Annotated in this window: 23 protein-coding genes and 2 pseudogenes; 7 read left to right on the top strand and 18 right to left on the bottom strand. The window is 43.7% G+C overall.

The window, feature by feature from the left end; translation table 11 throughout:
* Nucleotides 1-99: 99 nt before the first annotated feature.
* Complete coding sequence (gene psbP, locus IM500_RS17035) at nt 100-648, bottom strand: photosystem II reaction center PsbP (RefSeq protein ID WP_190358493.1); 549 nt, start codon at nt 646-648, stop codon at nt 100-102.
* 62 nt (nt 649-710) lie between these two features.
* Between psbP and IM500_RS17030 the strand changes: the two genes are divergently transcribed.
* Nucleotides 711-1,493 carry a tetratricopeptide repeat protein gene (locus IM500_RS17030; protein ID WP_002775527.1) on the top strand — a complete coding sequence of 261 codons (783 nt, stop codon included), beginning with the start codon at nt 711-713 and terminating at the stop codon, nt 1,491-1,493.
* Between the two features lie 74 nt (nt 1,494-1,567).
* On the opposite strand, the gene psb34 is transcribed toward IM500_RS17030, so the two are convergent.
* From psb34 to IM500_RS16965, 13 genes and pseudogenes are all read right to left on the bottom strand, one after another.
* Nucleotides 1,568-1,747, bottom strand: a complete 180-nt coding sequence (psb34, locus tag IM500_RS17025; protein WP_002759001.1) for a photosystem II assembly protein Psb34 — start codon at nt 1,745-1,747, stop codon at nt 1,568-1,570.
* 229 nt (nt 1,748-1,976) lie between these two features.
* Nucleotides 1,977-3,026 carry a DNA-methyltransferase gene (locus tag IM500_RS17020; protein WP_287739103.1) on the bottom strand — a complete coding sequence of 350 codons (1,050 nt, stop codon included), beginning with the start codon at nt 3,024-3,026 and terminating at the stop codon, nt 1,977-1,979.
* A 235-nt stretch (nt 3,027-3,261) separates the two neighbouring features.
* On the bottom strand, nt 3,262-4,272 hold the full coding sequence (gene trpS / locus IM500_RS17015; protein WP_002759008.1) for a tryptophan--tRNA ligase: 1,011 nt from the start codon (nt 4,270-4,272) through the stop codon (nt 3,262-3,264).
* Nucleotides 4,273-4,333: 61 nt separating this feature from the next.
* Nucleotides 4,334-5,647: a dolichyl-phosphate-mannose--protein mannosyltransferase gene (locus IM500_RS17010; RefSeq protein ID WP_190722410.1), complete on the bottom strand. Its 1,314-nt coding sequence runs from the start codon at nt 5,645-5,647 to the stop codon at nt 4,334-4,336.
* Between the two features lie 22 nt (nt 5,648-5,669).
* On the bottom strand, nt 5,670-6,290 hold the full coding sequence (locus tag IM500_RS17005; RefSeq protein ID WP_190722397.1) for a Uma2 family endonuclease: 621 nt from the start codon (nt 6,288-6,290) through the stop codon (nt 5,670-5,672).
* A gap of 34 nt (nt 6,291-6,324) precedes the next feature.
* Nucleotides 6,325-8,373, bottom strand: coding sequence for a DNA phosphorothioation-associated putative methyltransferase (locus tag IM500_RS17000; RefSeq protein WP_190722398.1), 2,049 nt, complete (start codon nt 8,371-8,373; stop codon nt 6,325-6,327).
* A 43-nt stretch (nt 8,374-8,416) separates the two neighbouring features.
* The gene (locus tag IM500_RS16995; RefSeq protein WP_061430251.1) at nt 8,417-9,196 is read right to left on the bottom strand and encodes a photosystem II electron transport protein, Sll1252 family; all 780 of its coding nucleotides are present in this window, start codon (nt 9,194-9,196) and stop codon (nt 8,417-8,419) included.
* A gap of 71 nt (nt 9,197-9,267) precedes the next feature.
* Complete coding sequence (locus IM500_RS16990) at nt 9,268-9,777, bottom strand: hypothetical protein (RefSeq protein WP_002796683.1); 510 nt, start codon at nt 9,775-9,777, stop codon at nt 9,268-9,270.
* Nucleotides 9,778-10,243: 466 nt separating this feature from the next.
* A pseudogene (locus IM500_RS16985) lies at nt 10,244-10,421 on the bottom strand (type II toxin-antitoxin system HicB family antitoxin); the annotation flags it as partial.
* Nucleotides 10,422-10,425: 4 nt separating this feature from the next.
* Nucleotides 10,426-11,646 carry an efflux RND transporter periplasmic adaptor subunit gene (locus IM500_RS16980; RefSeq protein WP_190722399.1) on the bottom strand — a complete coding sequence of 407 codons (1,221 nt, stop codon included), beginning with the start codon at nt 11,644-11,646 and terminating at the stop codon, nt 10,426-10,428.
* Between the two features lie 43 nt (nt 11,647-11,689).
* The gene (locus IM500_RS16975; RefSeq protein WP_002759020.1) at nt 11,690-11,911 is read right to left on the bottom strand and encodes a DUF4327 family protein; all 222 of its coding nucleotides are present in this window, start codon (nt 11,909-11,911) and stop codon (nt 11,690-11,692) included.
* Nucleotides 11,912-12,079: 168 nt separating this feature from the next.
* Nucleotides 12,080-12,967, bottom strand: a complete 888-nt coding sequence (argB, locus tag IM500_RS16970) for an acetylglutamate kinase (RefSeq protein WP_190722400.1) — start codon at nt 12,965-12,967, stop codon at nt 12,080-12,082.
* A gap of 79 nt (nt 12,968-13,046) precedes the next feature.
* Nucleotides 13,047-14,270: a M20 family metallopeptidase gene (locus IM500_RS16965; RefSeq protein ID WP_190722411.1), complete on the bottom strand. Its 1,224-nt coding sequence runs from the start codon at nt 14,268-14,270 to the stop codon at nt 13,047-13,049.
* 740 nt (nt 14,271-15,010) lie between these two features.
* On the opposite strand from IM500_RS16965, the gene cpcB reads away from it, so the two are divergent.
* The 6 genes from cpcB to IM500_RS16935 all read left to right on the top strand — a co-directional run bounded on the left by cpcB (nt 15,011) and on the right by IM500_RS16935 (nt 20,567).
* The gene (gene cpcB / locus IM500_RS16960) at nt 15,011-15,529 is read left to right on the top strand and encodes a C-phycocyanin subunit beta (RefSeq protein ID WP_002771747.1); all 519 of its coding nucleotides are present in this window, start codon (nt 15,011-15,013) and stop codon (nt 15,527-15,529) included.
* 66 nt (nt 15,530-15,595) lie between these two features.
* Nucleotides 15,596-16,084 carry a C-phycocyanin subunit alpha gene (cpcA, locus tag IM500_RS16955; protein WP_190722401.1) on the top strand — a complete coding sequence of 163 codons (489 nt, stop codon included), beginning with the start codon at nt 15,596-15,598 and terminating at the stop codon, nt 16,082-16,084.
* A 119-nt stretch (nt 16,085-16,203) separates the two neighbouring features.
* Nucleotides 16,204-17,019: a phycobilisome linker polypeptide gene (locus tag IM500_RS16950; RefSeq protein ID WP_190722402.1), complete on the top strand. Its 816-nt coding sequence runs from the start codon at nt 16,204-16,206 to the stop codon at nt 17,017-17,019.
* Between the two features lie 45 nt (nt 17,020-17,064).
* Nucleotides 17,065-17,943, top strand: a complete 879-nt coding sequence (locus IM500_RS16945; RefSeq protein WP_287739098.1) for a phycobilisome linker polypeptide — start codon at nt 17,065-17,067, stop codon at nt 17,941-17,943.
* A 137-nt stretch (nt 17,944-18,080) separates the two neighbouring features.
* Nucleotides 18,081-19,757, top strand: coding sequence for a bifunctional 3,4-dihydroxy-2-butanone-4-phosphate synthase/GTP cyclohydrolase II (gene ribBA, locus IM500_RS16940; RefSeq protein ID WP_287739097.1), 1,677 nt, complete (start codon nt 18,081-18,083; stop codon nt 19,755-19,757).
* Nucleotides 19,758-19,823: 66 nt separating this feature from the next.
* Nucleotides 19,824-20,567 carry a Uma2 family endonuclease gene (locus IM500_RS16935; RefSeq protein ID WP_287739096.1) on the top strand — a complete coding sequence of 248 codons (744 nt, stop codon included), beginning with the start codon at nt 19,824-19,826 and terminating at the stop codon, nt 20,565-20,567.
* 57 nt (nt 20,568-20,624) lie between these two features.
* Here the strand turns inward: IM500_RS16935 and IM500_RS16930 are convergent, their stop codons facing one another.
* The 4 genes and pseudogenes from IM500_RS16930 to IM500_RS24565 form a co-directional block, all read right to left on the bottom strand.
* Complete coding sequence (locus IM500_RS16930; RefSeq protein ID WP_287739095.1) at nt 20,625-21,683, bottom strand: D-alanine--D-alanine ligase family protein; 1,059 nt, start codon at nt 21,681-21,683, stop codon at nt 20,625-20,627.
* 635 nt (nt 21,684-22,318) lie between these two features.
* Entirely contained in the window at nt 22,319-23,302 is a 984-nt protein-coding gene (locus IM500_RS16925) for a methyl-accepting chemotaxis protein (protein ID WP_287739093.1), read from the bottom strand.
* Nucleotides 23,303-24,174: 872 nt separating this feature from the next.
* A complete protein-coding gene (locus IM500_RS16920; protein ID WP_002759041.1) occupies nt 24,175-24,360 on the bottom strand; it encodes a hypothetical protein in 186 nt (61 codons plus the stop codon).
* 377 nt (nt 24,361-24,737) lie between these two features.
* Nucleotides 24,738-24,915, bottom strand: a pseudogene (locus IM500_RS24565) (IS1634 family transposase); the annotation flags it as partial.

Here is a 24,915-nt window from a genome sequence, read left to right as displayed (position 1 = left end):
TAGGTGGTGCGTTACGACGGATTTTTACCTTTAAGTCAAAACAGGAATTTTTGCCGTCTAACGCACCCTACGTTTTACTATTGCCTGTTGCCAGTTTCCCTAACTAACCGAGAAAGAATCAACGATAGTTTCAAAGAGTTCTTGAATTTGCGTCCAACGTTTTTGGGAAGTGGAAAGATTAAAAGAATAGAGTTTATTATTATTAACCGTGACGCTGGCCAGATTATGACGTTCTTGGCCGTTGGCTAATTTAACTTGATATTCGAGGATATAATAATCTTGACCGTCGATTTGATGGGATTCTGAGCGAATTAATTCTACTTCCTTATCGAGATTGGGGTTAAGACTGTTATTTTTCAGGAGACGATAGCCAACTTCCGAGGGAGTCCCTAAATCTGTTAAGGTTTTATTGTCGGGGACGGGGTTGATAATAACGCTTAAATTTTCGCTCGTTTCGATCAGGTCATGAAAAACCACATCTACTCCTGCAACTTTTTTCACATCCACCTGCGTCCAACCCTTAGGATATAAAAATTGATAGCCTTGGCTGCCACTGGTGTATCCTTGCAGTCCAGCGATGGGAGTTGCACAACCAGTTAAGAGAAGGGTGGTAATTAGGAGGAAAGTCGCCAAAAGAGATTTAATCATGATATTTTGACCTGTAAGTAGGGCTGTTTAATTTTACCTTGAATTGTTTAGGTGAACGGATTATGAAAATTAAGAAAAAATTGACAATTATTATAGCTATAGCGACTTTTTTACTGACTATCTCTCCCCTAAGCGCTCAAACTACCGCTAACCCCGTGAAAGCTGTAGAATTTTATAATCGGGGGGTGGATCGTTTAACCGCAGGGGATTACTCAGGGGCGATCGCTGATTTTACTCAAGCTCTACAATTAGAACCGAAGGATGCCGATGCTTATTATAATCGCGGCTACGCGGAATTAGTTCTCGGCCAGTACGAGCGAGCGATCGCAGATTATACCCAGGCCTTGACAATCAACCCCAATTATGTTAATGCTCTCGGTAATCGTTGTTATGTGCATTATCTGACGAAAAAATACGAGGCAGCGGTGGAAGATTGCACAAAAGCGATCGCTTTAAACGGAAATTTTGCTGATTTCTTTATTTATCGCGGTAATGCTAAGGATGACTTGGGAAGACACCTAGAAGCGATCGAGGATTACACAAAAGCTTTGAGTTTACAGGGAACTAGAGGACAGGATCGCATTTTCTATAATCGCGCCCTGTCCTATAACCGAGCCGGACAGCAGGAAATGGCTTTAAGGGACTATAATGAGAGTCTGAAAATCAATGCTAATTTTGCCGAAGCGTACCACAATCGGGGTTTGACCTATTATAAATTGGGAAACAGGGAAAAAGCGATCGCTGATTTAGAGGAAGCAGCCCGTCTAGCGTTATCTCAGGGTAAACAGGGGACTGCGGCTAAGTCTCAGTCAGCAGTGGCATTAATTCAGGGTCAAAAGCCTTAAAATAGGGAGTAGTTGTGATATTAGCGGTAAAGAGGAGTGAAAGGGGCTAAATCGCAACTACGAGGGACTAAATTTTAGCCAGCTTGAGATGCGTAAAAAGCGACGGCTAACAGTCCACCCACAAGTGTGATCGCAGCAACGCCCCAGACAAGATAATTACGTTGTTGCGATTTAGTCGGGGGAGCCGCTTGATAAACTTTCGGTTCGGCGGCGAAATTATTTAAGCGTCCACCTTCTTCGTTTGTATAAGGCATAATCAAAACCTCAAATATGACAATTTTTCAGGAAAAAAATCCTCTTATTACAATAGTACAACATATTAGCAACCGAGTCGGGGATGTGGTAAATTCTCACGGGGATAACAATTCTTAGTCTTGGGGTAACTGCCGGACTCTGCTATTTTTATTGGCGATCGCATTGCCAAGGATTGCAACTGCGAAAACAAGTTTAAAAAGGCTAATCATACTAAATCCGTTTTTAATACTATAATAATGATCCTTGAATATAAGTATTGCTTCTTTCTTTTTTAAATCTTTTAAATCTCTCTGCAGCTATCTCGCAATAGTCTGGTCGAATTTCAAAACCCACAAAAATTCTTCCTAATCCCAAGGCCGCTATTCCTGTAGAACAAGAACCAGCAAAGGGATCAAGAATTATTTCTACGGGGTTAGATGAAGCTTGTATAATTCTCTCGACAATTGCTAAAGGAAATTGTGCGGGATGTCCAGTTCTTTCCTTAGAACTGCGCGTTTCTCCTGTAGTGACTTTAGGAACTTCCCACACATCAGAAGGATTTTTACCGAGGGGATTACAACGATATTTACCATTCTTCTTTTGATTGGGATACTTAACGTTAGGGTCACGAATATTATCTAAGTTAAAAGTATATTCTTGGCAATTTTTGAGATAAAAAAGCCATTTTTCATTGCGAGGACTAAGACGATTTTTTGTAGAAACACCTGCCCCATATTTCCAGACAATTTCTTGTAAAAGATAAAAGGGAGACTTATCCCAAAGAAGATAGGGAATCGGAACACATAATCCCTTTTCTGGTACTTCTAAATAACCAACATTTAGCCAAAAAGCACCGTTATCTTGAGTAATTTGATAAATTTGCCCTAGCCAATTAGCACACCAATCAACATAGTCATTGATTGAAAGAACTCGTTCATATTCTTTGCCAATATTATAAGGTGGTGATGTAACAGTGAGGTCAATTTTTATGTCACTATGAGATAGTTTAGACAAAAAGTCTGTGGCATCTCCTTGATAAAGAATAAAGCCGTTGTCCGAGTAAAAAGGTTGACCAAGATGACTAACCAGAATTTCTTTAAGAGAATTAAATTTGTTGGCTCTATCTTTTTCTAACTCTGGAGAAAATGGCTGTAGTAAGGAGGAAGGAGCAATCTGAGTTGATTGATGATCAACAATTCCCTCTGCTAGATAAGAGTTTTGTTCCTTGCTGGCAATTGGACGAGACTCATCTTCCCTAGACGATAGTTTTTTTTGTTTCCCCTGGGACTCTACAACCATAATTTCAAAGGACAGGTAAGTATTTTGATAGTTTCAATTATGCCCTTATTTTACCAAAATATCACTGGAGTTGTGCTTAATTTAATAACTTTTGTAATCATTCTCCTTCCCTTACCCTGGATGGGGAGGTAGAACCCCACCAAGAGTTAAAGATTGACTGATAAAGCAGCGAGTTTTCCTTGAAAAATCTCAACTGAGTAGATTGATAATTAGGGGATGCACCCGAAAATTATCCCTAAAATGGTGGTAAATAACCCATGGCATTTTTGACTCGATCGAGAGTTTGATTGGCCACCGCTTCTGCTTTGAGACGACCTTGCCGCAAAACTGTGCCTAAATAATCTTTATCATCTCTAATTTCGGTGTATTTTTCCTGAATAGGTTGCAGAGATTCTATGGTGACTTCTGTTAACATCGGTTTAAATTGTCCCCAACCTAACTCGGCACATTCTCCCGCAACCACGTCTTGACTTTTTCCCGATAAAATGCTATAGAGAGTTAATAAATTATGGCATTCCGGACGTTCCGGATCATCGAAAGTTAAACCCTTAACTAGATCGGTTTTACAGCGTTTAATTTTCTTGGCAATGACATCGGGACTATCGAGAATATTAATCCGACTCATCTCGGAAGGATCGGATTTAGACATTTTATTCCGGCCATCGGTTAAACTCATCACCCGCGCTCCTTCCTTGCGGATCATCGGATCAGGCAGTTTTAAAATTGGTTGTTTCGGTTGCCCAAAAAGATGATTAATTCTAACGGCTATATCGCGGGTTAATTCTAAATGTTGTTTTTGATCTTCTCCCACGGGTACTTTATCGGCATCGTAGAGTAGGATATCGGCAGCCATCAGCACGGGATAATCGAGTAAACCCGTGCCAACATTTTCCCCCTGTTTAATCGCTTTTTCTTTAAATTGAATCATATCAGTTAACCAATTTAAAGGGGTGATACAATTCAATAACCAAGTTAATTCTGTATGAGCTTTAACGTGGGATTGGACAAAGATAGTCGCGTATTCTAAATCAATTCCGCAGGCTAAATATAAAGCGGCAATTGCTAAAGTATCCTCCGCAAGAGTGGCGGGATTATGGGGAACGGTGATCGCGTGTAAATCGACCACACAAAAGAAATTATCGTAGTCTTTTTGTCCCTCCACCCAATTGCGGATCGCACCGAGATAATTGCCTAAATGTAAATTGCCGGTTGGTTGCACACCAGATAAGATTCTTTGTTTACCCATAACTCTTGCGATCGCTTTTTTTCATGATTTTATTGTATCAGTTTTTGCCGCTAATTTCATCCTAAATCCAATTGGGAAAAATCATTCTCAGATAATAATCCCGCACTGACAGGGGAATGCCTAAATAAATTGGTAGCCAATGGATAAAAGCAAAAATTATCAAAATTATGAGGTAGCGCGAGCAATTTTTATAAATAGGACTGGAACTTTCTAAACCATCGGCTAAGAGCCAAGCTAGGGCAATCCAAGTGAAGCTATAGGCAGCCATATAATGATAGAGAAAGGTACAGCGACTAATTTTTAACCAAGGCAGCAGATTAGCAATATAGTTACAGATAAGATAGGCGGAAATTACTCGCTCTTTTCGGTTAAATAATCGACTAAAAACTACTAGAATTGCTCCCGTAGAAAACCACCATAAAAACGGATTTCCCATAGCGTGAACATCATAAATTTTATCACCTACTCTCTCAAAATAATAAGCCACAGGTCGCCCCATTACTAACCAACTATACCAGGGAGAACAATAGGGGTGAACATCAGATTGATTACCTTTTATTCTCTGATGAAATGACCAAATTTCTTGATGTACTTGCCAAAAATTATATTGATGGTTGACGAGAAGATGCGGTATCCACAGCAAACTATAGGTGACTAGGGGAAAGACAATTAAGGCGATAAAAATGTCCTCTAATCTCAGGTTAGTTGCCTTTGTCCAAAGATTATCTTTTGACTGCTCTTGCTTCAATAATTTTATTAACCAAGCAATACCGATAAAAATAAATATTCCCAGTAAAAATCCTAAGCCATTCCATTTAATATTTGCCGCTAAACCGAAACAAACCCCCGATAATAATAACCAATTGAGTTTTTGATTTTTCTGGAGCGCTAATAAAAAAAATAATTGTCCAGACAAACCGAATAAAATTAAGTAAATATTATTGAGAGCATAGCGGGATTCCACCAGAAATAATCCGTCTAAACTAGCCAGAAAAGTTGTGATTAAAAATACAGTTTTTCTCTGGGTTAATTGATAAGCAATTGCGCCAATAATTAGGGGAATAAAAGAACCAGTGAAAGCATTTAACCAGCGATAACTAAAAGTTGAGCGCGGGGAACCTGTTAAATTATTAATGGTTTCAGGATCGGCAGGAAAATGGGAACCAATCCAGATACTAATAGCAATTAAATATTGACTTAACGGTGGATGAGACTGGAAAAATTCTTTACCGATTAGATATTCATTGCCGTATTTAGCATAATAAACTTCATCGAAAACAAGAGTATTAAACTGACTGAGATTCCAGAATCTTATCACCAGAGAAAATAAAAATATTGCTAGGATAGATAGGTTAAATTTTACTTGAGAATTCACGGCAAGATAATAGTTATTATAACTAGGAATTTTCTGGTAAACGCGAGCGAAATTCTTTGACAGCAAGACGGGGATTAGGATGGTTGACATATTCGGCTAATAATTCTAAATTTAAATCCGGTAATAAAGCACTTTTAGGGATTAAAATATATTCGCCATTCTCTTGCAAAGAATAGATTTTTAACTGATTATCTTGCCAAAACCAAACCTCTTGAGTTCCCAATCTTTTATAAACTTCCAAGACTTTCAGGCTGCCACTGGTTAAAATTATTTCGATCGCCAAATCAGGAAACTCTTTTTCTGTGAATAAACAAAAACATTCATCTGGTTCTTTTCCCGCTTCTTTTTCCTGTTTTCGCAAAGTGGTGGAACCTAATCCCCAGAAATCAATTTCAGCATATTCTAAATAAACTTCTACCAATCTACCGATATTTTTTTTGCTAACTTCGTGACGACGACTAGGAGCCATAATTTCTACCATTCCATCTAAGTAAGTAATGCGATAACTGGAACTATCTTCTAAATGTTTTAAGAGGGTTTCGTACTGTTGCCAATTCACCCCAGAAATAAAGATTCTTTGTTCAGGATCATTAGCTTTTAACTCGAAACCTTCTAATCCTTGTAACCGAATCGTAGTCATCATAAAATTAATTACCTCATCTATTTTACTTAATTACTCAGGAAGACTTATTTTGATTTCTTCTGGTCTGAATTTTAGCGCGTAAAATCCTAACTTTATAGGGATCAGCATCTTTTCGCCACAGGATCTGATGGCCCTTGATTGTAGCACAATGATCCTCTAAACATTTTTGCCAACCCTGTAAACGTTCGATCGCTTTTCGATCTTCTAACAATCCCCAATCCTTTTCTAATTTAGTTAAGCGAAGCAATTTATCATAGTTAGGATAATCCGCCGTTACTAAAAGCTCTTTTTCGTGTAGAATTGGCGGATTAGGACTATCCCGATAATCCCGAAAACTAAAATCAGCCGAACCTAAATATACATCCATGCTAGTGGCTAAAATCGGATGTATTTCTGTATCAAAATTGGGGTAATAGAGATAGGAAATTTTGGGTTGACGAAAGGATAAACGAATAACATTAGCATTTTCTAACCGTCCGATAGTTTGACTAGCACAACCTTCATATAAGCGTAATAACATCGGTAATTTTTCCAGAATGCTAATATGAATAGTTAGGGAATAACGGGAAAGTTTGCCTAAAGAACTATTTTCACAAGTACAAGCGATCGCTGGCAGATTTCCCGCACTTATTAACACTTCTTCTGCTAAAGCGCAAGCATTGCGATAACTGCCAAATAAAGCTTTAAAATCGGCACGGGTAGCGGGAGATAATTCCCGTACTTTCGGACAGTGGCTAAATTGACTTAAAGCTAAATAAAGTAAAAGATCGGCGCGTCTTTTATCGGCAATTATCTCCCATTCTTCCGCTTCTGTTACTTGTAAAATCACTTGAAAAGCTCGTCTAAAAGTGCCAAATTCTGCCTTAATTTCTTCCTCTTGTAATAATTCTCCCGCGACGGGTAAACGTCCCTGCTGGGTGTAAAATTCCATCAGGGGAGTCAATAAATCTTCGTAATCTTCAAAGCATTTGAGATGGGTTTTAATTTTAGGAGTGGTAGCGCGGGAACGCCATCTGGATAAACGAAAAGCTTCCGCTTTTTCTTCCTCTCGAAAAACTAGATAAACTCCCAAAGTTATCGGAATAGAATCAACCCCCAAAGTGCTATCAATATACTGTTTTAGTTCTTCCTGTTGATAGTATTTTTGAAAAGTATTACGACGGGTTATAATTCCATCTTCATAAGCCATTAAACCCCGTTCGCTATCATCAATTAGGATCTGTGCCGAAACAATTAAAACTTGACGGGTTAGTTGCCAAGCTTTTAATAAGGCTTCCTGCCGTTCTTCGGCGGATTCAATAACATTAATTACATAGCCTAAATTAACAATATCAGATTCAATTAAAGGACTATCGGGACGATAATAAGGATCCCAACCTTCACTTTGATAACCCTGTTCGGCTATGCGTTCTATATCACCTCCATAACCACAACCGTAATCAAAAAAAGTGGTTTCAGGAAGGAATAATCCCGCCGCTAATGCTAATCTTGTCGGACGAGAAAGGGTTTTGCGAACAAGAGCGGCTTTGTGGCGATCAATTATTATCGATTTTTCCTTTTTTCCCTCTAGATTACAAACTAAATAATCTCCTGCAAAATCAAGGTTATGCTTTCTTAAAAGCCGTTGCCATTCCTGTTTAGTACCGATGGGATAAGAACTGTTTAAAAGTCCTAAAGCACTCTCGATTTTTGTGAGATGCTCGAATTCTTGATAAAGGGGATAGTCCCTAGTAACAAAAGTTTCTTTTCGGTGTAAAATGGGCGGATTATCGGCATTTTGATAATTCCATTCACTTAAGATTAATGTCCCCATATCTACCACTAAACTTTTAGTTAAAGCTGGGTGAGGTTCCCGATCAAAATCGGGATAAAAAAGATAGGATATTTTCGGTTTATCGGTGCTAAATTTAATTATTGTTGCCTCGGATAAATGCTGATTAATTCTTGCTTTTTGTTCGTAATTCTGGAGGATAGGATCCAGTTGATGTAATGCTTCTCGATGAACATAAAGCGCCCCCGGTAATAGTTTACCGATGGGACTAACTTGACACAGTTGCACGATTACGGCGAAATTCTCAGCCATGGCAATTAATCTGTCTAATCACAAATTCTAGAGACAGAAAAAACTAAATAAATCTAGTTAAATGAACCCGATAGCGCTCTTTTTTTGTCACAGTAACCTCACCCACTTCTAGACGACCTTTTCCCCGAAAAGAAATCAAATCACCGGTTTTAACATTATAACTAGATTGACTGATATCTTTCCAGTTAACTCGCACATCCCCAGCGCTAATTGCTTCGGCCATTTTACTGCGAGAAATGCCAAAACCCGCCGAGGCGATCGCATCTAAACGCAAGGAAGCTTCCACCGTATTAATTTCTTTTTTTTGCGGTGGTCTAACTTTTAATTCCGTCAAAGGAATCGGGCTAGTTTTCACGGGAACTGAACGCACTTGTAGTAAATTAGCACATAAAAAATCTGCCAATTCAGGCACTACAATCGCCTGCGCTCCTCGCTCACCTAAAACGATTATATCGCCGACTTTTTCCCGGACGATACCCGTCCCCAACATCGCCCCTAAAAAATCCCGGTGGTTAGCGGTATCAAAAAGAAAATTACCGGCAATATCAAGGGCAGATAGGGGAATATCTGTTACTGTCAAAGGTAGATCAACTCTAGCAATACCGAGGCGCTGTCTTTCTGCTTGGGGATAACCGCCCCATTTTTGCATTGACACATCGGTTAAACGCTGAAAAACCCGTTCTACTTCCGCTAAAACCGCGGGAGAAAGAAAGTCTGTCACCGTCACTTCCCAAGTCTTGATCGCTTGTTCGGCTTTATCAATAACTTTCGCTATCTCCTCGCGATTCTCGACACCCTTTAGTAATTCTTCTCTTGGTGACATTGTTTTCTGGTAATTAATCAAAAATTCTTAGGAAAAAATCAAATGACCGATAACTTATTCCCGATAACCGTTCACTGTTCTAGGGCGTATCCTTGCAGATTTTCGGGGTTAAATTGACGGAGGATAAGAGTCGCTTGATTTTTCAAGTTTTCGGAACCCTGCACGACAATAATATATTTTCCGGCGCCGAGACGATTGCGATAGGGAAGTGCATCGCCACTGCCGGACGACAAACCCACGCCACCACCGACGAAAATACTACCCATCGCCCCCCCAATCGCCCCAGCAATGCCGCCAACAATATGATTCCCCGGTTCTCCGGCCCAATCAAAGGTATGCAATCCCGTAATCAGGTTAAAAAGGTAGCCACCGGCAAAACCGAAGGGAATTAGCCAAAAAGCCATGAGAGTAGCCCGTTTTTTGGCCTGTTGGAAGGGATCGATCAAACCGAACTCATCGGCACTTTTATAGCCGCGACCGAGAATGGTCACTTGAGATTGGGGAATTCCCGCTTTTTCGAGGGCAACGGCAGCTTCTTCTGCTTCTATGCGATCAGCTAACACGGCAATGAGATAATTCATATTCTCCAACTTTTCAGGCTATCTTCATCTCCTATTGTAAGGATTTTCGGGACTGAAAAGCCGCTCGATCGAGAAAATATGCAAGGGGATGGCAAGAAATTACTTTATTTTGGTTATTTCTGGCAATAATTGACCCTAAAGATCAAGGGAGATGGTTATCATCTTTAAGGACATTTTTGGCGCCAAAAAGACCCCCCCCATTTTGGCTCAACCTAGAAGGACAGCCACAATCACTACTATAGACCAATTAAGTGGGTGGGTGGAATTAAATATAAGATGAACGTAGGTTGGGTTGAAGCATGAAACCCAACGCCTGCTCATGTTACGCTACCGCTAACCCATCCTACAAATAATTGTGCCTCCCTACTTAGACCTGTGCGAAAATTAAATTTGTGAGAAAAAAGAGCAAGACAACCCGTGCGATTGCCCTGTCAATCGTAGCTGATCAGGTCGCCCTTGTTCTTCGTCAGTGAAACCCCAGCAGTTTTTGGGTAGTCGGCAAGAACCCTCCTGCAGCCACTCCAACCACCGACTTTAGTTGTGGGTTCTGGAATGGTTTCCCCGCGTTCTTGCAAAACCTCAAGGTAAAGTTCAATCGCTTCTTTAATATTTTCCTGAACCTCTTCAAAGGTATCTCCAATGGTTTGCTCAAGGATTACTCAGGATACTGACCCGGACTTTTTCACCATTTTGCAAAGGTTTACTACTATTAACGACGAAACGCTCCCCCGGTTCGAGTCCAGTGATAATTTCTACTTGACCGTCAAGCGCTTGACCGAGACGAACGGGACGTTTTTCTACTTGCGAGTTCTCCTCGGAAAGGACGAAAATGGCCGAGGATTCCCCTTGACTGACAATTGCTGTTTCGGGAACAATCACCTGAGGGGCAGAATTATTATTAAACCGTACCCGGGCCAATAATCCCCCTTTGATTAAACCATCCCCATTGGGTAGAGCAATCTCCACGGGAATCCGCCGGGCCGTGCCTTGGCTGAGGGGAAAAATCCTGGTGATGCGACCGGAAAAATTTCTCTCACCGAAAGCATCAAGGCTGACATTAACCTTTTGTCCTAAATTAATCGTTTTTAAATCCAATTCCGATAATAATACTACCACCTTGACCTGTTGAAAATCGCCAATTTTGAGGACTTCATCGCCGATACTGACTAAATCCCCCGGCTCTTTCAGTTTTTCGATAACTATCCCCGTCGCTGGTGATTTAAGAATAGCGTAGGCCTGACGTTGTTGTTCCTGAGCGATGACCGATTTTTGGGCGGCAATTCTCCCGATAATTGCCGCCACTACCTGCTCCTCGACTTTAATTCTTGATCGCCCGCTATTAACGGCTTTTAAAGCTACTGCCGCCGTGGTTTGGGCTGTTTCGCCCTGTTGCAGGGGAATCGCCCCTTCTAGGGCTAATTTTTGCAGGCGCTCGGCATCATTTTTGGTCTGTTGGTATTGTAGTTGTAGGCGCTCCACTTCAATTTCAGCGTTACTGACTTCAATTCTCGCCCGGGCTAATTCCGCTTCTAAGGCCGACAAGGCGGCTTTTTCTTGCAGGACAACGGTGGCGAGGAGACGATCATCAACACGGGCGAGGATTTGCCCTAATTGCACCTCATCTCCCACATCGACGAGGAGATTGAGTAACTGACCCGTGGCTTGCGATCGCAGAGAAACGACTTTTAAAGGTCGGGTGGTTCCTGTGTAATCGAGATTGCGTTCGATGGTTGCTGGTTTAGCCCTGGTGACGTTGACGGTAGTAGTACGGGCCGCCGGTGGCGGTGGTTGGGTTTCGGTCCCGGGAGAACAACTCGCGCTTAAGGATAAGATAACCAGAGCGGAAAGGATAATCGGAGTCGATCCCATGGCGATAATCTTGGTAGAAAGCGGCTTTTGAGTCGATGGTCGCTTATTCCTCGTCCCAAGCTTCTACCGCTACCACTTCGCTGAGAGGGTCTTGCATGGAGAAACCGAAATCGAGCAACTCTTGCTTCCAGTATCCCCACTCATCTCCGTATAAAAGAGCCAGTTTCCAGATACTATCGCTAGGTTTGACTACTTTTGCATCTATCCACTTGCTAACCTTGCGTTGAAACTTCACCATCGGGTGAGCTACAGCTTGTTTGGTCATAAATTCAATTGCTATGAAAACTTCGGATTTTGCGCTTCCCGGCTAAACTAACTCAAGACTAAGACTTTTGCCATTACAAAGGAGCGAGAAGCGCGTTTATTAACTTACTTGTACACCAGATCTCTGGTTTTAGGCAAGTCTTTTTAACCAAAAGTACGGTAATTACTACTATAGATTAGTATAACTGGAGGCCACAATCATGGAACCGATGCCTTGATCGGTGAAAATTTCCAGTAAAAGGGCGTGGGGAAGACGACCATCGATAATATGAGCAGCCTGAACTCCCTGGGCTAGCGATCGCACGCAGCAGCCAACTTTGGGAATCATCCCGCCGGCAACGATGCCTTTTTGAATCAACTCCCGGGCCTGTTGGATATCTAATTTAGCCAATAAAGTGGAAGGATCCTTGTAATTCTCTAAAATTCCGGCTGTATCGGTCATCAAAATCAGTTTAGCTGCCCCTAAAGCCGCCGCTATTTCTCCGGCTACCGTATCGGCATTGATATTATGAGCTTGGCCGGTTTCATCGGCGGCCACACTGGAAATCACGGGAATATAGCCACTATTGACCAAGGATTCGACGACGCTAGTATCGACACTGCTGACTTCTCCAACAAAACCAATGCCCTCTTTACCCACGGGACGAGCAGTGATCAGATTGCCATCCTTACCGCATAATCCTACCGCTTTACCGCCGGCTTGATTGATCAGGGCAACAATTTCTTTATTGACGCGTCCCACCAGCACCATTTCTACCACATCCATGGTGTCGGCATCGGTGACGCGTAAACCGTCTTTAAATTGGGGTTCAATGCCTAATTTATCCAGCCAACTATTGATTTCTGGACCGCCGCCGTGGACAATAACGGGACGAACCCCCACACAGGAGAGAAAAACGATATCTCGCATGACCGTGTCTTTGATATCGCTGTTATTCATGGCCGCACCACCGTATTTAACCACTACGGTACGACCGCGAAATTCTTGTATATAGGGTAGGGCCTCGCTGAGGATTTTCACCCGTTGGGCATCGTTTTCCTGGATATTATTATTCATGCGTTTTTTTACTCGTCTGATTCAGTGATCAGTTTAGCGGTTTCAGGTTTGACAAAAACTGTTCACCTTGAACGGATTTCTAGAAAGTCCTAGAGTTGCCGAATTTTTCGACGCAACGGACAAAAATCTCGACTCCCATCGCTAACACCGATTCATCAAAATCAAAGCGGGGATGATGGTGGGGATAGGCTAATCCTAATTCGGGATTGGCAGACCCCAAGAAGAAATAACAGCCTGGTACTTCCTGTAAAAAGAATGACATATCTTCCCCTCCCATGGTTTGACATTCGGGAACGATTCCGGCCGGGGTTTCCACCACTTGTGCGGCGATTGAGCGCACTAATTCCGCCATCTGATCATGATTGATTACCGGGGGATACAATTGCCAGTAATCGAATTGATAACTAGCCCCCTGACTTTGGCAGATGCCCGCGATAATTTCTGCCATCCGTTGTCGGAAATAGCCCCCTAACTGGGGATTGAAATAGCGCACCGTCCCACTGAGATTAGCACTATCGGCGATCACGTTTCTAGCGGTTCCCGCTGCTAATTTACCCACAGTCACCACGGCAGCATCGAGGGGGTTGAGGTTGCGGGCGACGATGGTTTGCAAGGCGTTGACGATTTGGGCCGCCACCAGTAGTGAATCGACGGTTTGATGGGGAATTGCCCCGTGGCCGCCCCGGCCTTGAATCTGGAGATCGAAACATTCCACCGCCGCCATTAACGGACCATTTTTCACGCCCACTGTCCCTAAAGGCAGATTATTCCAGAGATGCAGCCCGATAATTCCCTCCACGTCGGGATTTTTCAGCACTCCCGCTTCGATCATCGGTTTCGCCCCCCCCGGCCCCTCTTCGGCGGGTTGGAAAATAATTTTTACTGTCCCCTTGACATCGTGACGGTTTTGTGCTATGTAAACTGCTGTGCCGAGGGCGATCGCTGTGTGGCCATCGTGACCACAGGCGTGCATTTGGCCCGGATGTTGGGAACGATAGGGGACTTGGTTTTCTTCGGCGATCGGTAGTGCATCCATATCGGCCCGCAGGGCTAAAACTGGCCCCGGTTGACTGCCTTCGATGGTGGCGACAATTCCGGTGCCGGCGATGCCGGTTTGATGCTCAATTCCGTATTTAGTCAGGGTTTGACTGATTAAGGAGGCGGTGAGATGTTCTTGAAAGCCTAGTTCTGGTTTTTGGTGTATTTGTCGGCGCCAGTGGACTAATTGCGGCTGCAGGCAACGAATGGCAAGGCGAATTTGAGGGCAATTTAAGCTATTAGGAACGGGAAAGGAGGAAATCATCGGGTTCGGACGGCTAGATTTTTTGAGCACCGATTTCTAGTTTAACGTCGGTCGTCGGTCGTTGGTCGTCAGGAGATAGGGTGATAGGGTTTTGGGGTGATAGGGTTTTGGGGTGATAGGGTGATGAGACAGCTTCCCCACTTCCCCACACCCCCACTTCCCCGCTCCCCACTTCCCCACACCCCCACTTCCCCGCTCCCCACTTCCCCACTCCCCCACTCCCCACTCCCCACACCCTTCTTTACAAAACTTCATCGTAATTTGAGCGCCGGAAAGGGCAATCCTTGGGCAATAGGGGAAGGGAAAGCGGGGAAATATTAAAAAAAACTTAAAATTTTTATCTTGCTGCCCTTTATACCCTTAAAGCCTTGCTGTCTCTGATTTCCCGACGGTGAGAGGCTTTGAGCCATGGTCAGGAATTGATGACCAACTCGATCGAGTTATTGTTAAGTGACTGTTACAAAAAGACAGCAAAAAACTTAATAATATGTAACAAACAAAGTTTCGACAGCAGTGTATAAATTTAATTTGAGGGGCCAAGATAACAGACAAAAGTTAAGCTGGATACTTGTTTAACCTCCTTAGGTGATTTATGAGAGAGCCATGAAGTTTTTTCAGGTTTCTTAAAGTAGGTCGCAACAATCGCGGTCAAGGCTAGTCTAGGCTCACCGTGAAATCCCTTAAGAGGGAAAACCTTTTAATTGCAAGCAAATCCCATTTAAATTTAGGAGATTGTCACAATGTTTGACGCATTCACCCGGGTAGTATCCCAAGCTGATGCTCGCGGCGAATATTTAAGCTCTTCCCAACTAGACGCTCTCAGCGCCATGGTTGCCGACAGCAACAAACGGATGGACTCTGTTAACCGGATCACCAGTAACGCTTCCACCATCGTTGCCAACGCCGCTCGTAGCCTGTTCGCTGAACAGCCCCAACTGATCACCCCCGGTGGTAATGCCTACACCAGCCGTCGTATGGCCGCTTGCTTACGGGACATGGAAATCATCTTGCGCTATGTCACCTACGCTACCTTCTCTGGCGACGGCAGTGTTCTCGATGATCGTTGCTTAAATGGTCTGCGCGAAACCTATGTAGCTTTAGGAGTACCAGGAGCTTCCGTAGCTGCTGGCGTAAGCAAAATGAAAGAAGCTGCTTTGTCCATCGCTAACGATCGCAACGGTGTCACCCCCGGCGATTGCAGTGCTTTAATGTCTGAAATTGCCAGCTACTTCGACCGCGCCGCCGCTGCTGTCGCCTAGTCCCTGGGGCTAGTCTCAATTGAACCGTAGGAAACTTATTGCAAGATTATTGGGAGATACCAAACAATGAAAACCCCCCTTACCGAAGCCGTAGCAGCCGCTGATTCTCAAGGACGTTTCTTAAGCAGCACCGAAATCCAAGTTGCTTTCGGTCGTTTTCGTCAAGCTTCTGCCAGCCTCAGCGCCGCTAAAGTGTTGACCGAAAGAGCCAGTTCTTTGATCTCTGGTGCTGCTCAAGCCGTGTACAACAAGTACCCCTACACCACCCAAATGCAAGGGGCTAACTTTGCGGCGGATCAACGCGGTAAAGACAAATGCGCTCGTGACATCGGTTACTACCTCCGCATGGTGACCTACTGCTTAGTTGCTGGTGGAACCGGTCCGATGGACGAGTACCTCATCGCTGGTATCGACGAAATCAACCGCACCTTCGACCTGTCTCCTAGCTGGTACATCGAAGCCCTCAAATACATCAAAGCCAACCATGGTTTAAGTGGCGACCCTGCGGTAGAAGCCAACTCCTATATCGACTACGCTATCAACGCTCTCAGCTAGTCCGATCGAAAAAACTGCTGGTCTGGAAAGACAGGAGGTTGTTAGCAAAAGGGTTAGCAATCACCTGTTCTTCCAGACCTTGTTATATCCATTAAAGGTTAGTTTCAGGAGGATCGACGATGACTAGCTTGATAGCGGCCCAAAGACTGGGATTTGAACCCTACAACGGTTCCCCCCGCTTGGAATTACGCTCCACCGACAGTGATGAACAGGTAGAAGTGGTGATCCGCGGGGCCTATCGACAGATCTTGGGCAACGAGCATCTGATGTCCAGCGAGCGCCTGATCAGCCTAGAATCCCTCTTACGCAATCGTTCGATTAGCGTCAGGGATTTTGTTCGGGCGATCGCTCAATCAGAATTATATCGGCAGAAATTTTTCCACAGCAATCCCCAAAATCGCTTGATCGAGTTGAATTATAAACACCTGCTCGGTCGCGCTCCCTACGATCAAGCTGAGATCGCTTTCCACACCGATCTCTACAATCAACAGGGTTACGAAGCAGAAATTAATTCCTATTTCGATTCCCCCGAATACAACCAACATTTCGGTGAGAACATTGTCCCCTACTATCGCGGTTTCGCCAGCCAAACCGGTCAGAAAACCGTCGGTTTTAGTCGGCTGTTCCAAGTCTATCGCGGTTATGCGACCAGCGATCGGGCGCCGTTAAAAGAGGGAAAACTGACCAGGGAACTAGCCTATAACAGTGCTTCCCCCGTTTATATTAACGGAACTGGTCAATCCTTAACCGGATTAGCTGGGGGCGATCGGGGCAAATTCTATCGCTTGCGCGTGGTGAGTGGCGCAAAAGCGGGACGAAAAACCCGTGTGCGTCGCAGTGTGAGCGAGTATCTCGTTGCCTACGAGCAACTATCGAACAAATTGCAAGAAATCAACCGTCAAGGCGGCCAGGTAATCGAACTGATCCTCGCCTAGCTTTGAGCGGTCAGAAAATGATCATTTTTTTGTAGGAGAACTTTAGTGGCAATTACTACCGCAGCTTCCCGTTTAGGGACAACCGCTTTTAGCGAGGTTGCTCCCGTGGAATTACGTCCCGATTGGTCCCGTGACGACGCACAGGCGGTTATTCGCGCTGTCTATCGTCAGGTGCTAGGCAATGACTATATCATGCGTTCCGAGCGCCTTACCAGTGCCGAATCGTTACTCTGCAATGGTTCGATCACCGTGCGGGAATTCGTCCGCGCCGTGGCCAAATCGGAACTGTATAAGAACAAATTCTTCTACGGTAACTTCCAAACCCGCGTCATCGAACTTAATATCAAACATCTTTTAGGTCGCGCTCCCTACGATGAGTCGGAAGTGGTCTATCACCTCGATCTCTACGAAAACAAAGGATTCGAGGCCGATATCGACTCCTACATCGATTCCGCCGAATATACCGAAAACTTCGGCGATAGCATCGTTCCCTACTATCGCGGTTTTGCCAGCCAACCCGGTCAAAAAACCGTGGGATTTACCCGGATGTTCCAACTCTATCGCGGTTATGCCAACAGCGATCGCTCTCAGATTGCCGGCAAAACCTCCCGTTTAGCGGTGGAATTAGCTCAAAACGGCGCTTCGGCAGTGGTCGGTCCCTCTGGTGGCAGCGATGGTTGGGCCTATCGTCCCTCCGGTCAACGCAACACCCCCAGTAAAGCTCTTGGTGGTAGTGTGGCCTATGGTAATGTGGGTAAGCTCTATCGCGTGGAAATTGCCGCCATCAGCAAACCGGGTTATCCCAGTGTCCGTCGCAGTAGCAAAGCGGTTATCGTCCCCTTTGAACAGTTAAATAACACCCTGCAACAGATCAACCGTCTCGGTGGCAAAGTTGCCAGCATCACCCCCGCTAGTTTGAACTAATTTTCTAGCTTAAGATAACTAAAAGTCTCCCGGGCAGCCGTCAGGTTCACCGGGAGACTTTTTTCTAGGGAACTGGCAGAAATTGACCCTCAGCAGATCGAGCAAACCTGTAGAATGAAAATAATTCCCTCGTTTTAATGCCTGTGACTGTCACTTCGATCGCTTTTGACTCTATCGATACTGCCTTAGCGGAAATCAAAGCCGGACGTGCCATTGTCGTAGTTGATGATGAGAATCGCGAAAATGAAGGAGATCTAATCTGTGCGGCCCAATTTGCCACCCCCGATCTGATTAACTTCATGGCAGTGCAAGCTCGCGGTTTAATCTGTCTGGCCATGACAGGAGAGCGTCTTGATGCTCTCGAATTACCCTTGATGGTGACAAAAAACACCGATAGCAATCAAACCGCTTTTACTGTTAGCATCGATGCCGCTCCCCATTTAGGGGTTAAAACTGGCATTTCGGCAGAAGATCGGGCGAAAACCGTGCAAGTTGCCATTAATCCGGTCACTCGTCCCGACGATCTCACCCGTCCCGGTCATGTCTTCCCGATTCGTGCTAAAGCCGGTGGGGTCTTAAAACGTGCCGGTCATACGGAGGCGGCCGTGGATCTAGCTCGGTTAGCCGGGTTGTATCCGGCGGGAGTTATCTGTGAGATCCAAAATCCCGATGGTTCCATGGCCCGTTTACCGCAACTATTTGAATACGCTCGTCAACATAATCTCAGGTTAATTAGCATTGCCGATCTGATCGGTTATCGCTTAAAACACGATCGCTTTGTCCATCGGGAAACGGTCTGTGATTTTCCCAGTCAATTCGGCACTTTTCAGCTTTATGCCTACCGAAATTTATTAGATCAAACCGAACACATCGCTATTGTGAAAGGCGATCCCGCTCTCTTTGGCGATCAACCTGTAATGGTACGAATGCACTCAGAATGTCTGACCGGGGATGCTTTGGGATCCTTGCGTTGCGATTGTCGCCAACAGTTACAAACTGCCCTAAAAATGATCGAAAAAAACGGTTTGGGGGTGGTGGTTTACCTGCGACAGGAAGGACGGGGAATTGGCTTAATTAATAAGCTAAAAGCCTATTCTTTACAGGATATAGGACTAGATACGGTGGAAGCCAACGAAAGGTTAGGATTTCCCGCCGATTTGCGCGATTACGGCATGGGAGCGCAAATGCTCAACGATTTGGGGGTGAGAAATATTCGTTTAATTACCAATAATCCCCGTAAAATTGCCGGATTAAAAGGCTATGGTTTGGAAATAGTCGAGCGAGTACCTTTGCTGATCGAGGCTAATGATTATAATTCCAATTATCTGGCCACAAAAGCGGAAAAGTTAGGACATCTATTCCTACAAACCTATCTAGTCACCATCGCTCTCAGTTGGGGGGAAAATCCGCCGTCAATTTCGCAAAGATATCATCAATTAGAGAAATTACGGCAGTTAAGTCGCGCTAATCAATTATCTCTCCAAGAAGAAACCCGACCGGTAGCCAATGCCCTTTTTGATCGCGCCCCTTTGATCGTACATTTAGGTTTAGATATTCGTCAGGGTGTCAGCAGTAATTGGTATAAAAATCCTTCCCATCCTTATCTTCTGGTTATTGACAAGATATTAAATGACATTAAAGATTGGTCGGAAATTGAACGCCTAGAATTTTTAATTTCCGACGGAGACGATTCGATGACGGGATTACAAATGAAACTTGATCGTCAAAAAATGTCCGATGAAGATTTCTCACAATTACCACAATTAGCTACCCAAATTATCTACAGTTTTACTCGTGAGTCAGCCAAAAGTTAGTTTTCTATGACCAGAAAAGAGCGTAACAGTTATAATTAAACCAAGCTAGTATAACGGGGAAAAACTATGACAACTCTCGACATTTTACCGGAAGTTACCTGTCCCCCCACCGATTTATGGAGTGATGAACCACCCTTGGAAAGTGATTTACACCTGCAACAGATCATAATTCTCCTCAGTTGTCTAGAATTATTATGGCAAGAGAAAAACGATTACTATGCTTCCGGTAATCTGACTATCTACTATAACGAAGAACAACTGAAAAAACGTGATTTTTGTGGTCCTGATTTTTTTGTGGTTTTAGATACAGAAAAACGTCCCCGCAAAAGTTGGGTAGTCTGGGGAGAACAGGGTAAATATCCCAATGTGATCGTGGAGATTCTTTCCGATTCTACGGCCAATATTGACCGCACTAAAAAGAAAATTCTCTATCAAAATACCTTTCGCACTCCTAACTATTTCTGGTTCGATCCTAATACCTTAGAATTGCAAGGATTTAGACTAATTGCGGGACAATATCAGGCTATTGCTGCTAATGAAAACGGCTATTTATGGAGTGAACAATTAGAACTCTATTTAGGCATTTTTGACCGTAAACTGCGTTATTTTACCACCGATGGTCAATTGGTTCCCACTCCCCAAGAAGCTGAATTAGAGCAAAGACAAGCAAAGGAACAGATTCTTTTAGAAAGGGAACAGGAACGACAAGCGAAGGAACAGGCTATCCTCGAAAAAGAACAAGCTATCTTAGAAAAGGAAAAATTAGCCCAAAAATTACGAGAATTGGGCATTGATCCCGAAACTATCTAATTGATAAATATCTCTAGGATAGGTAATTCCTATCCTAGAAATGTTGGTAATTTAACCTTATTTTTCCTGTCTTTCTAAGGCTAATTGTACTAACTTATCGACCAATTTATCAAACTCTAAACCGGTGGCTTTCCAGAGTTGGGGATACATACTAAAATTAGTAAACCCCGGCAGAGTATTAATTTCATTGATCAACACTTCCCCAGTCTTTTCCACATAGAAAAAATCCACCCGCGACAATCCCGCAGCATCCACAGCTTTAAATGCTTCTACAGCCATTTCTCGCACTTGATTAGCAATTTTATCAGGAATATTAGCGGGAATCACCATACTCGATCGCCCGTCAGTATATTTAGTTTCATAGTCATAAAAATCACTATCAAAAGTAATTTCTCCCACCAAAGAAGCTTGGGGATTATCATTACCTAAAACCGCACATTCGATCTCCCTTGCGGTTACTCCTGCTTCAACAATAATCCGTCGATCATAACTAGCAGCACTATCTAAAGCAGCCTCTAATTCTTGCCGGTTGCGTGCTTTACTAATACCCACCGAAGAACCTAAATTAGCCGGTTTAATAAAACAAGGATAACCTATTTCCTCGGCGATTTGATCGCACAATTGCGGAAAAACACAGGCATTTGACCACACTTGCGAGCGGGTTATAGCCTTATACTTAACTTGGGGTAATCCAGCGGCTGCAAAAGCAGTTTTCATGGCAATTTTATCCATGCCTAGGCATGAACCCAGTACCCCACTACCCACAAAAGCAACCCGCATGAGAGTGAGTAATCCTTGTAAAGTGCCGTCTTCTCCATTCGGTCCGTGGAGAATTGGAAACCAAACCTCCATTTCCCTCACTTCTGGGGGAAATTGCCAGATATTGACTTTTATATTACTCTCAATAGCTAGGGGTTGCCCAGAGGTTAAAATTTGTCTAGCAGTTGCTGCCGAATGCCAACAGCCATTTTTATCGATATAGAAGGGGGTAACGGCGTATTTGTCAAGATTTTCGGGATAATTAAAAGCTTGCAGGATCGATCGAGCCGAATTGATAGATACCTCGTGTTCTCCCGATCGACCACCAAACAACAATCCTACCTTGATCTTATCCATGTTATCCTCTCTAGACCCAGCTAGATCCTAAATTAGAGTTCAACTATCATATATACTATGGGCGGAGTTGACAATAGTTGCCAATGATTTAGATGCAGCTGTTCCTCGTCAGATCGGGGTTTTGGCAAAACCTCAAGATAAATTAATTATCGCTCATGATGAGATGTGGTCGTTCTTTCCCTAAAAAAATTGAGAATCACCTTGGAGCTATTCACCCCCCGAAATTGAATGATTATTTAGCTAATTTTTCCAGTTTTTTCTTATACCAATTCTCCAAAGTCTGACTACAGAAGTTTAATCCCCCTAAATCCCCCTTTTTAAGGGGGATTTGGGGGGACTTAAATTCGATATGTAGTTTTCATTTAGAGAAATGATATAAACCTCTCAGCATCTCGCCTATGCCATGAACTTTGCCAACCTCCTGACTGTAGCATTGCCAGTCTGACTGCGTTGGCACTCGCCCTCCCCAACCTCAGAGCCAGATCGCCCAATAAGAAGCGATCGCTTTCCTACCTGTGGTTAAGAGTCCTTACAATGGCACTGCACGCCGCATTAAGTGAAAATAGCCCGATTCGTTGACAAACAACACAATATGCTTATCAGCAAAGAGGAATATCCTATCGTCGATAAATAATCTACCTTGAAGGAATTTCTAACCATAATTCAACAGTTCCCTGACTAGGCTTTTTCCCGCTATAAGATACAAAAGGTATTGCTTCAATATTAGGAACTTGACTAATAGAATATCCGAGATTCCGCAAAGCACGGGTCGCATCTTGGGCGAGATTTTCTGCTGCCTCCTTATCTGGAGTGTAGAAGTATCGAACTTGGTGCTTACCAGCGGCTCCACCCTCCCTCTCTTCTCCAGGAACAATATAGTCTGCTTTTTTGAGGGCCTTCGATAGAGCCTTTGCCTGCTCACGTTTCCCCCCTGCGAACTGGAAGAACACCGTTGTCCTTTCACGTTTTTTTGCTAAACTTTGCTCTGCTTTCTGGGTTGCTGAAATCACGGACTGAATAGCAGCTTTCCTTTGCTGGGCAGCCTGTGCTGATTCGCCCCCCGGTTTTTGTACACTAACTGTGACGATAGTATTCAGTTTATCTACCTGTATAGCTAACTCTGTCAGTTGGCGTTGAAGAGACTTTACGCTTGAGGCGGTCGGCTCCAAATCTCTCTCAGTTGAACCTTGTACTGATCTTAAGTTTGTATTCAGTTCTTGTACTCCTACACTCAGTTCTTGTACTCCTACACTCAGTTCTTCCATCAGTTTAATGTTATTGTCCAGGTTCTCAGCTTGCGGCTGGAAGGCATCTAATTGTTTTTTTACCTTTTCCACAATCCCGTTTGCTTGTTTTGCTAAAACTTCCGTCTCTGCAAGCTGCTTATTGATTTGGATTCGTGTTGGTTTAATCTCTTTCTCTAAATTATCTTTGATATTTTCTTTGATACCAGACTCAAGATTTTGGAAAACATTCCAGCCGACCAAACCGAGTACACTAAACGCTGTTGCCCCCATAGCTGCATACAATTTCAACAACTCTGAACGAACTCGCTCCGTCACCCGATCAGCAAGCCGTCGTTCTAAAAGTTCAAGCCGATCCTCATCTAGCTCTTCCATTTTACTTTCTAATATCCACGCAGTTTTTCTATCTATAATATAGCGTTGGTAAATAGTTTTTTTAGACCTTTAAAAAAAATCTTATAGCGTTTCCTAAGCTAGTGAGGTACGCCTATTTTTCTTCCCTTTTGCCGTTCGGACTTCGGCGTGAGACTTCGGACGTTCGGCGAGCTAAGTCGAATGCTGAGCTAACGGCCGAAGCCTTTTGCCCCTTGCCTTTTGCCTAAAAACCATAACTTTTGTACCTCAGCCGACTGAAAAACGCTATAATCTGCTCTAAAATGAGCGAGTTAAGAGGATTAGTGGTCATAATTTCCCTAAGAAGCTGCAAAAAATATAGCCTTTCTTATCAAGATGAAGTGTAGGCTAATTTGGTATGAACGACCGACGACTGACTCCCGAAAACTTCCTATCCTAAATTAATACCACAGCAGTGGCCACTTTGTCATGTGGTTAATAATGAAAAAAATTGCTGGCATATTACAGATTTAAGTCAATAAATGGGCAGCCGTTTAGCTAGGCAGTCATTCTAAAGATAAGATTCCCGAGAGCGATGGTAAAGTTGAGACTAGAATTGAGGAGACAGTCGGGAAATTTTTACCTAATCAAGAAAAGATGGCCCTCTGGGTCCTTGGGTGAAAAATGTTGACCGCATCACATTATGGGCGCAAGCACTGACCACTTTGCGACCCTGCACTGCGGCTGCTATGATTGGTGGGGGCCTATAATCCCCCTCTTGCATAAGATTTGCCCATCACCATAAACCCAAGAGAGGCGAAAATACTCCCCAGGTTGCATTAGATAATCCCTTGGCGCAGTGGCAATTGTATTGCCTGTCCTGCCGCTCAATTGACTATGGTAAAATCGGTCAACTAGAAATGACGGGAAACGATTTTTTCGATGGTTGCTTGGGTATCCTGCAGCAGTTTCTCGCGACTATCGCTAGTATTAGTCAGACTAGGCACGAGATTACGAGCTTGTAAAGCCATGTGAAGCTGTAGTTGAGCTACATACTCGCGGATATCTTCACGGGTTTCCGATTGGTTAGGATGAAACATAGAGAAACTGGAAGGGTTGTCTAGCTGATGGTGTCTTGTCGATAACTCCTTTACAAGTTATCACGAGAGCTTGGGTTCCAGTCAAGGGTCGGCCGCAACTCTACACATTTCTCAACACAACTTATCTCTCTTTCATCAATCTAAGAGAGTTAAAATGAGAAGAAAAGCCTGAAACCGATACAGAGACTATGGTTAAGCCTAGACCCGCCCAACGGTCAAATCTGTAGATATTTACTGTGAATTGTCCAAAAACTTATTTGGAAAAGCAAGATGCTCCCTTTAAGCATCTCCACGTCAGCTTAATAACTGGACTTCCCCGTTGACAAAAGGCCATAACCTATGCTGTAGGAGGGATTAAGAGAATTTCTGATGCCCCGTTACTGGGTACAAATCAGGGAAACCCCTAATAAATCTAACGCATGATTGTTGCAGTTGGGTCGGTCGAGTTATCTTAGAAAAACGATAACTTCCCTCTCTAATCGTACATTCTACTGTATTCAAGCAAATTGTCCCCAGGTCTTCCAACAAAGTCCGAAAACTATGCACAGGGATGTT

Source organism: Microcystis sp. M179S2 (assembly GCF_020245805.1).
In the GTDB taxonomy this organism is placed as follows: Bacteria; Cyanobacteriota; Cyanobacteriia; order Cyanobacteriales; family Microcystaceae; genus Microcystis; species Microcystis aeruginosa.
Note: the sequence above shows the minus strand (reverse complement) of the source record. Positions and strands in the feature narration are given on the sequence as shown.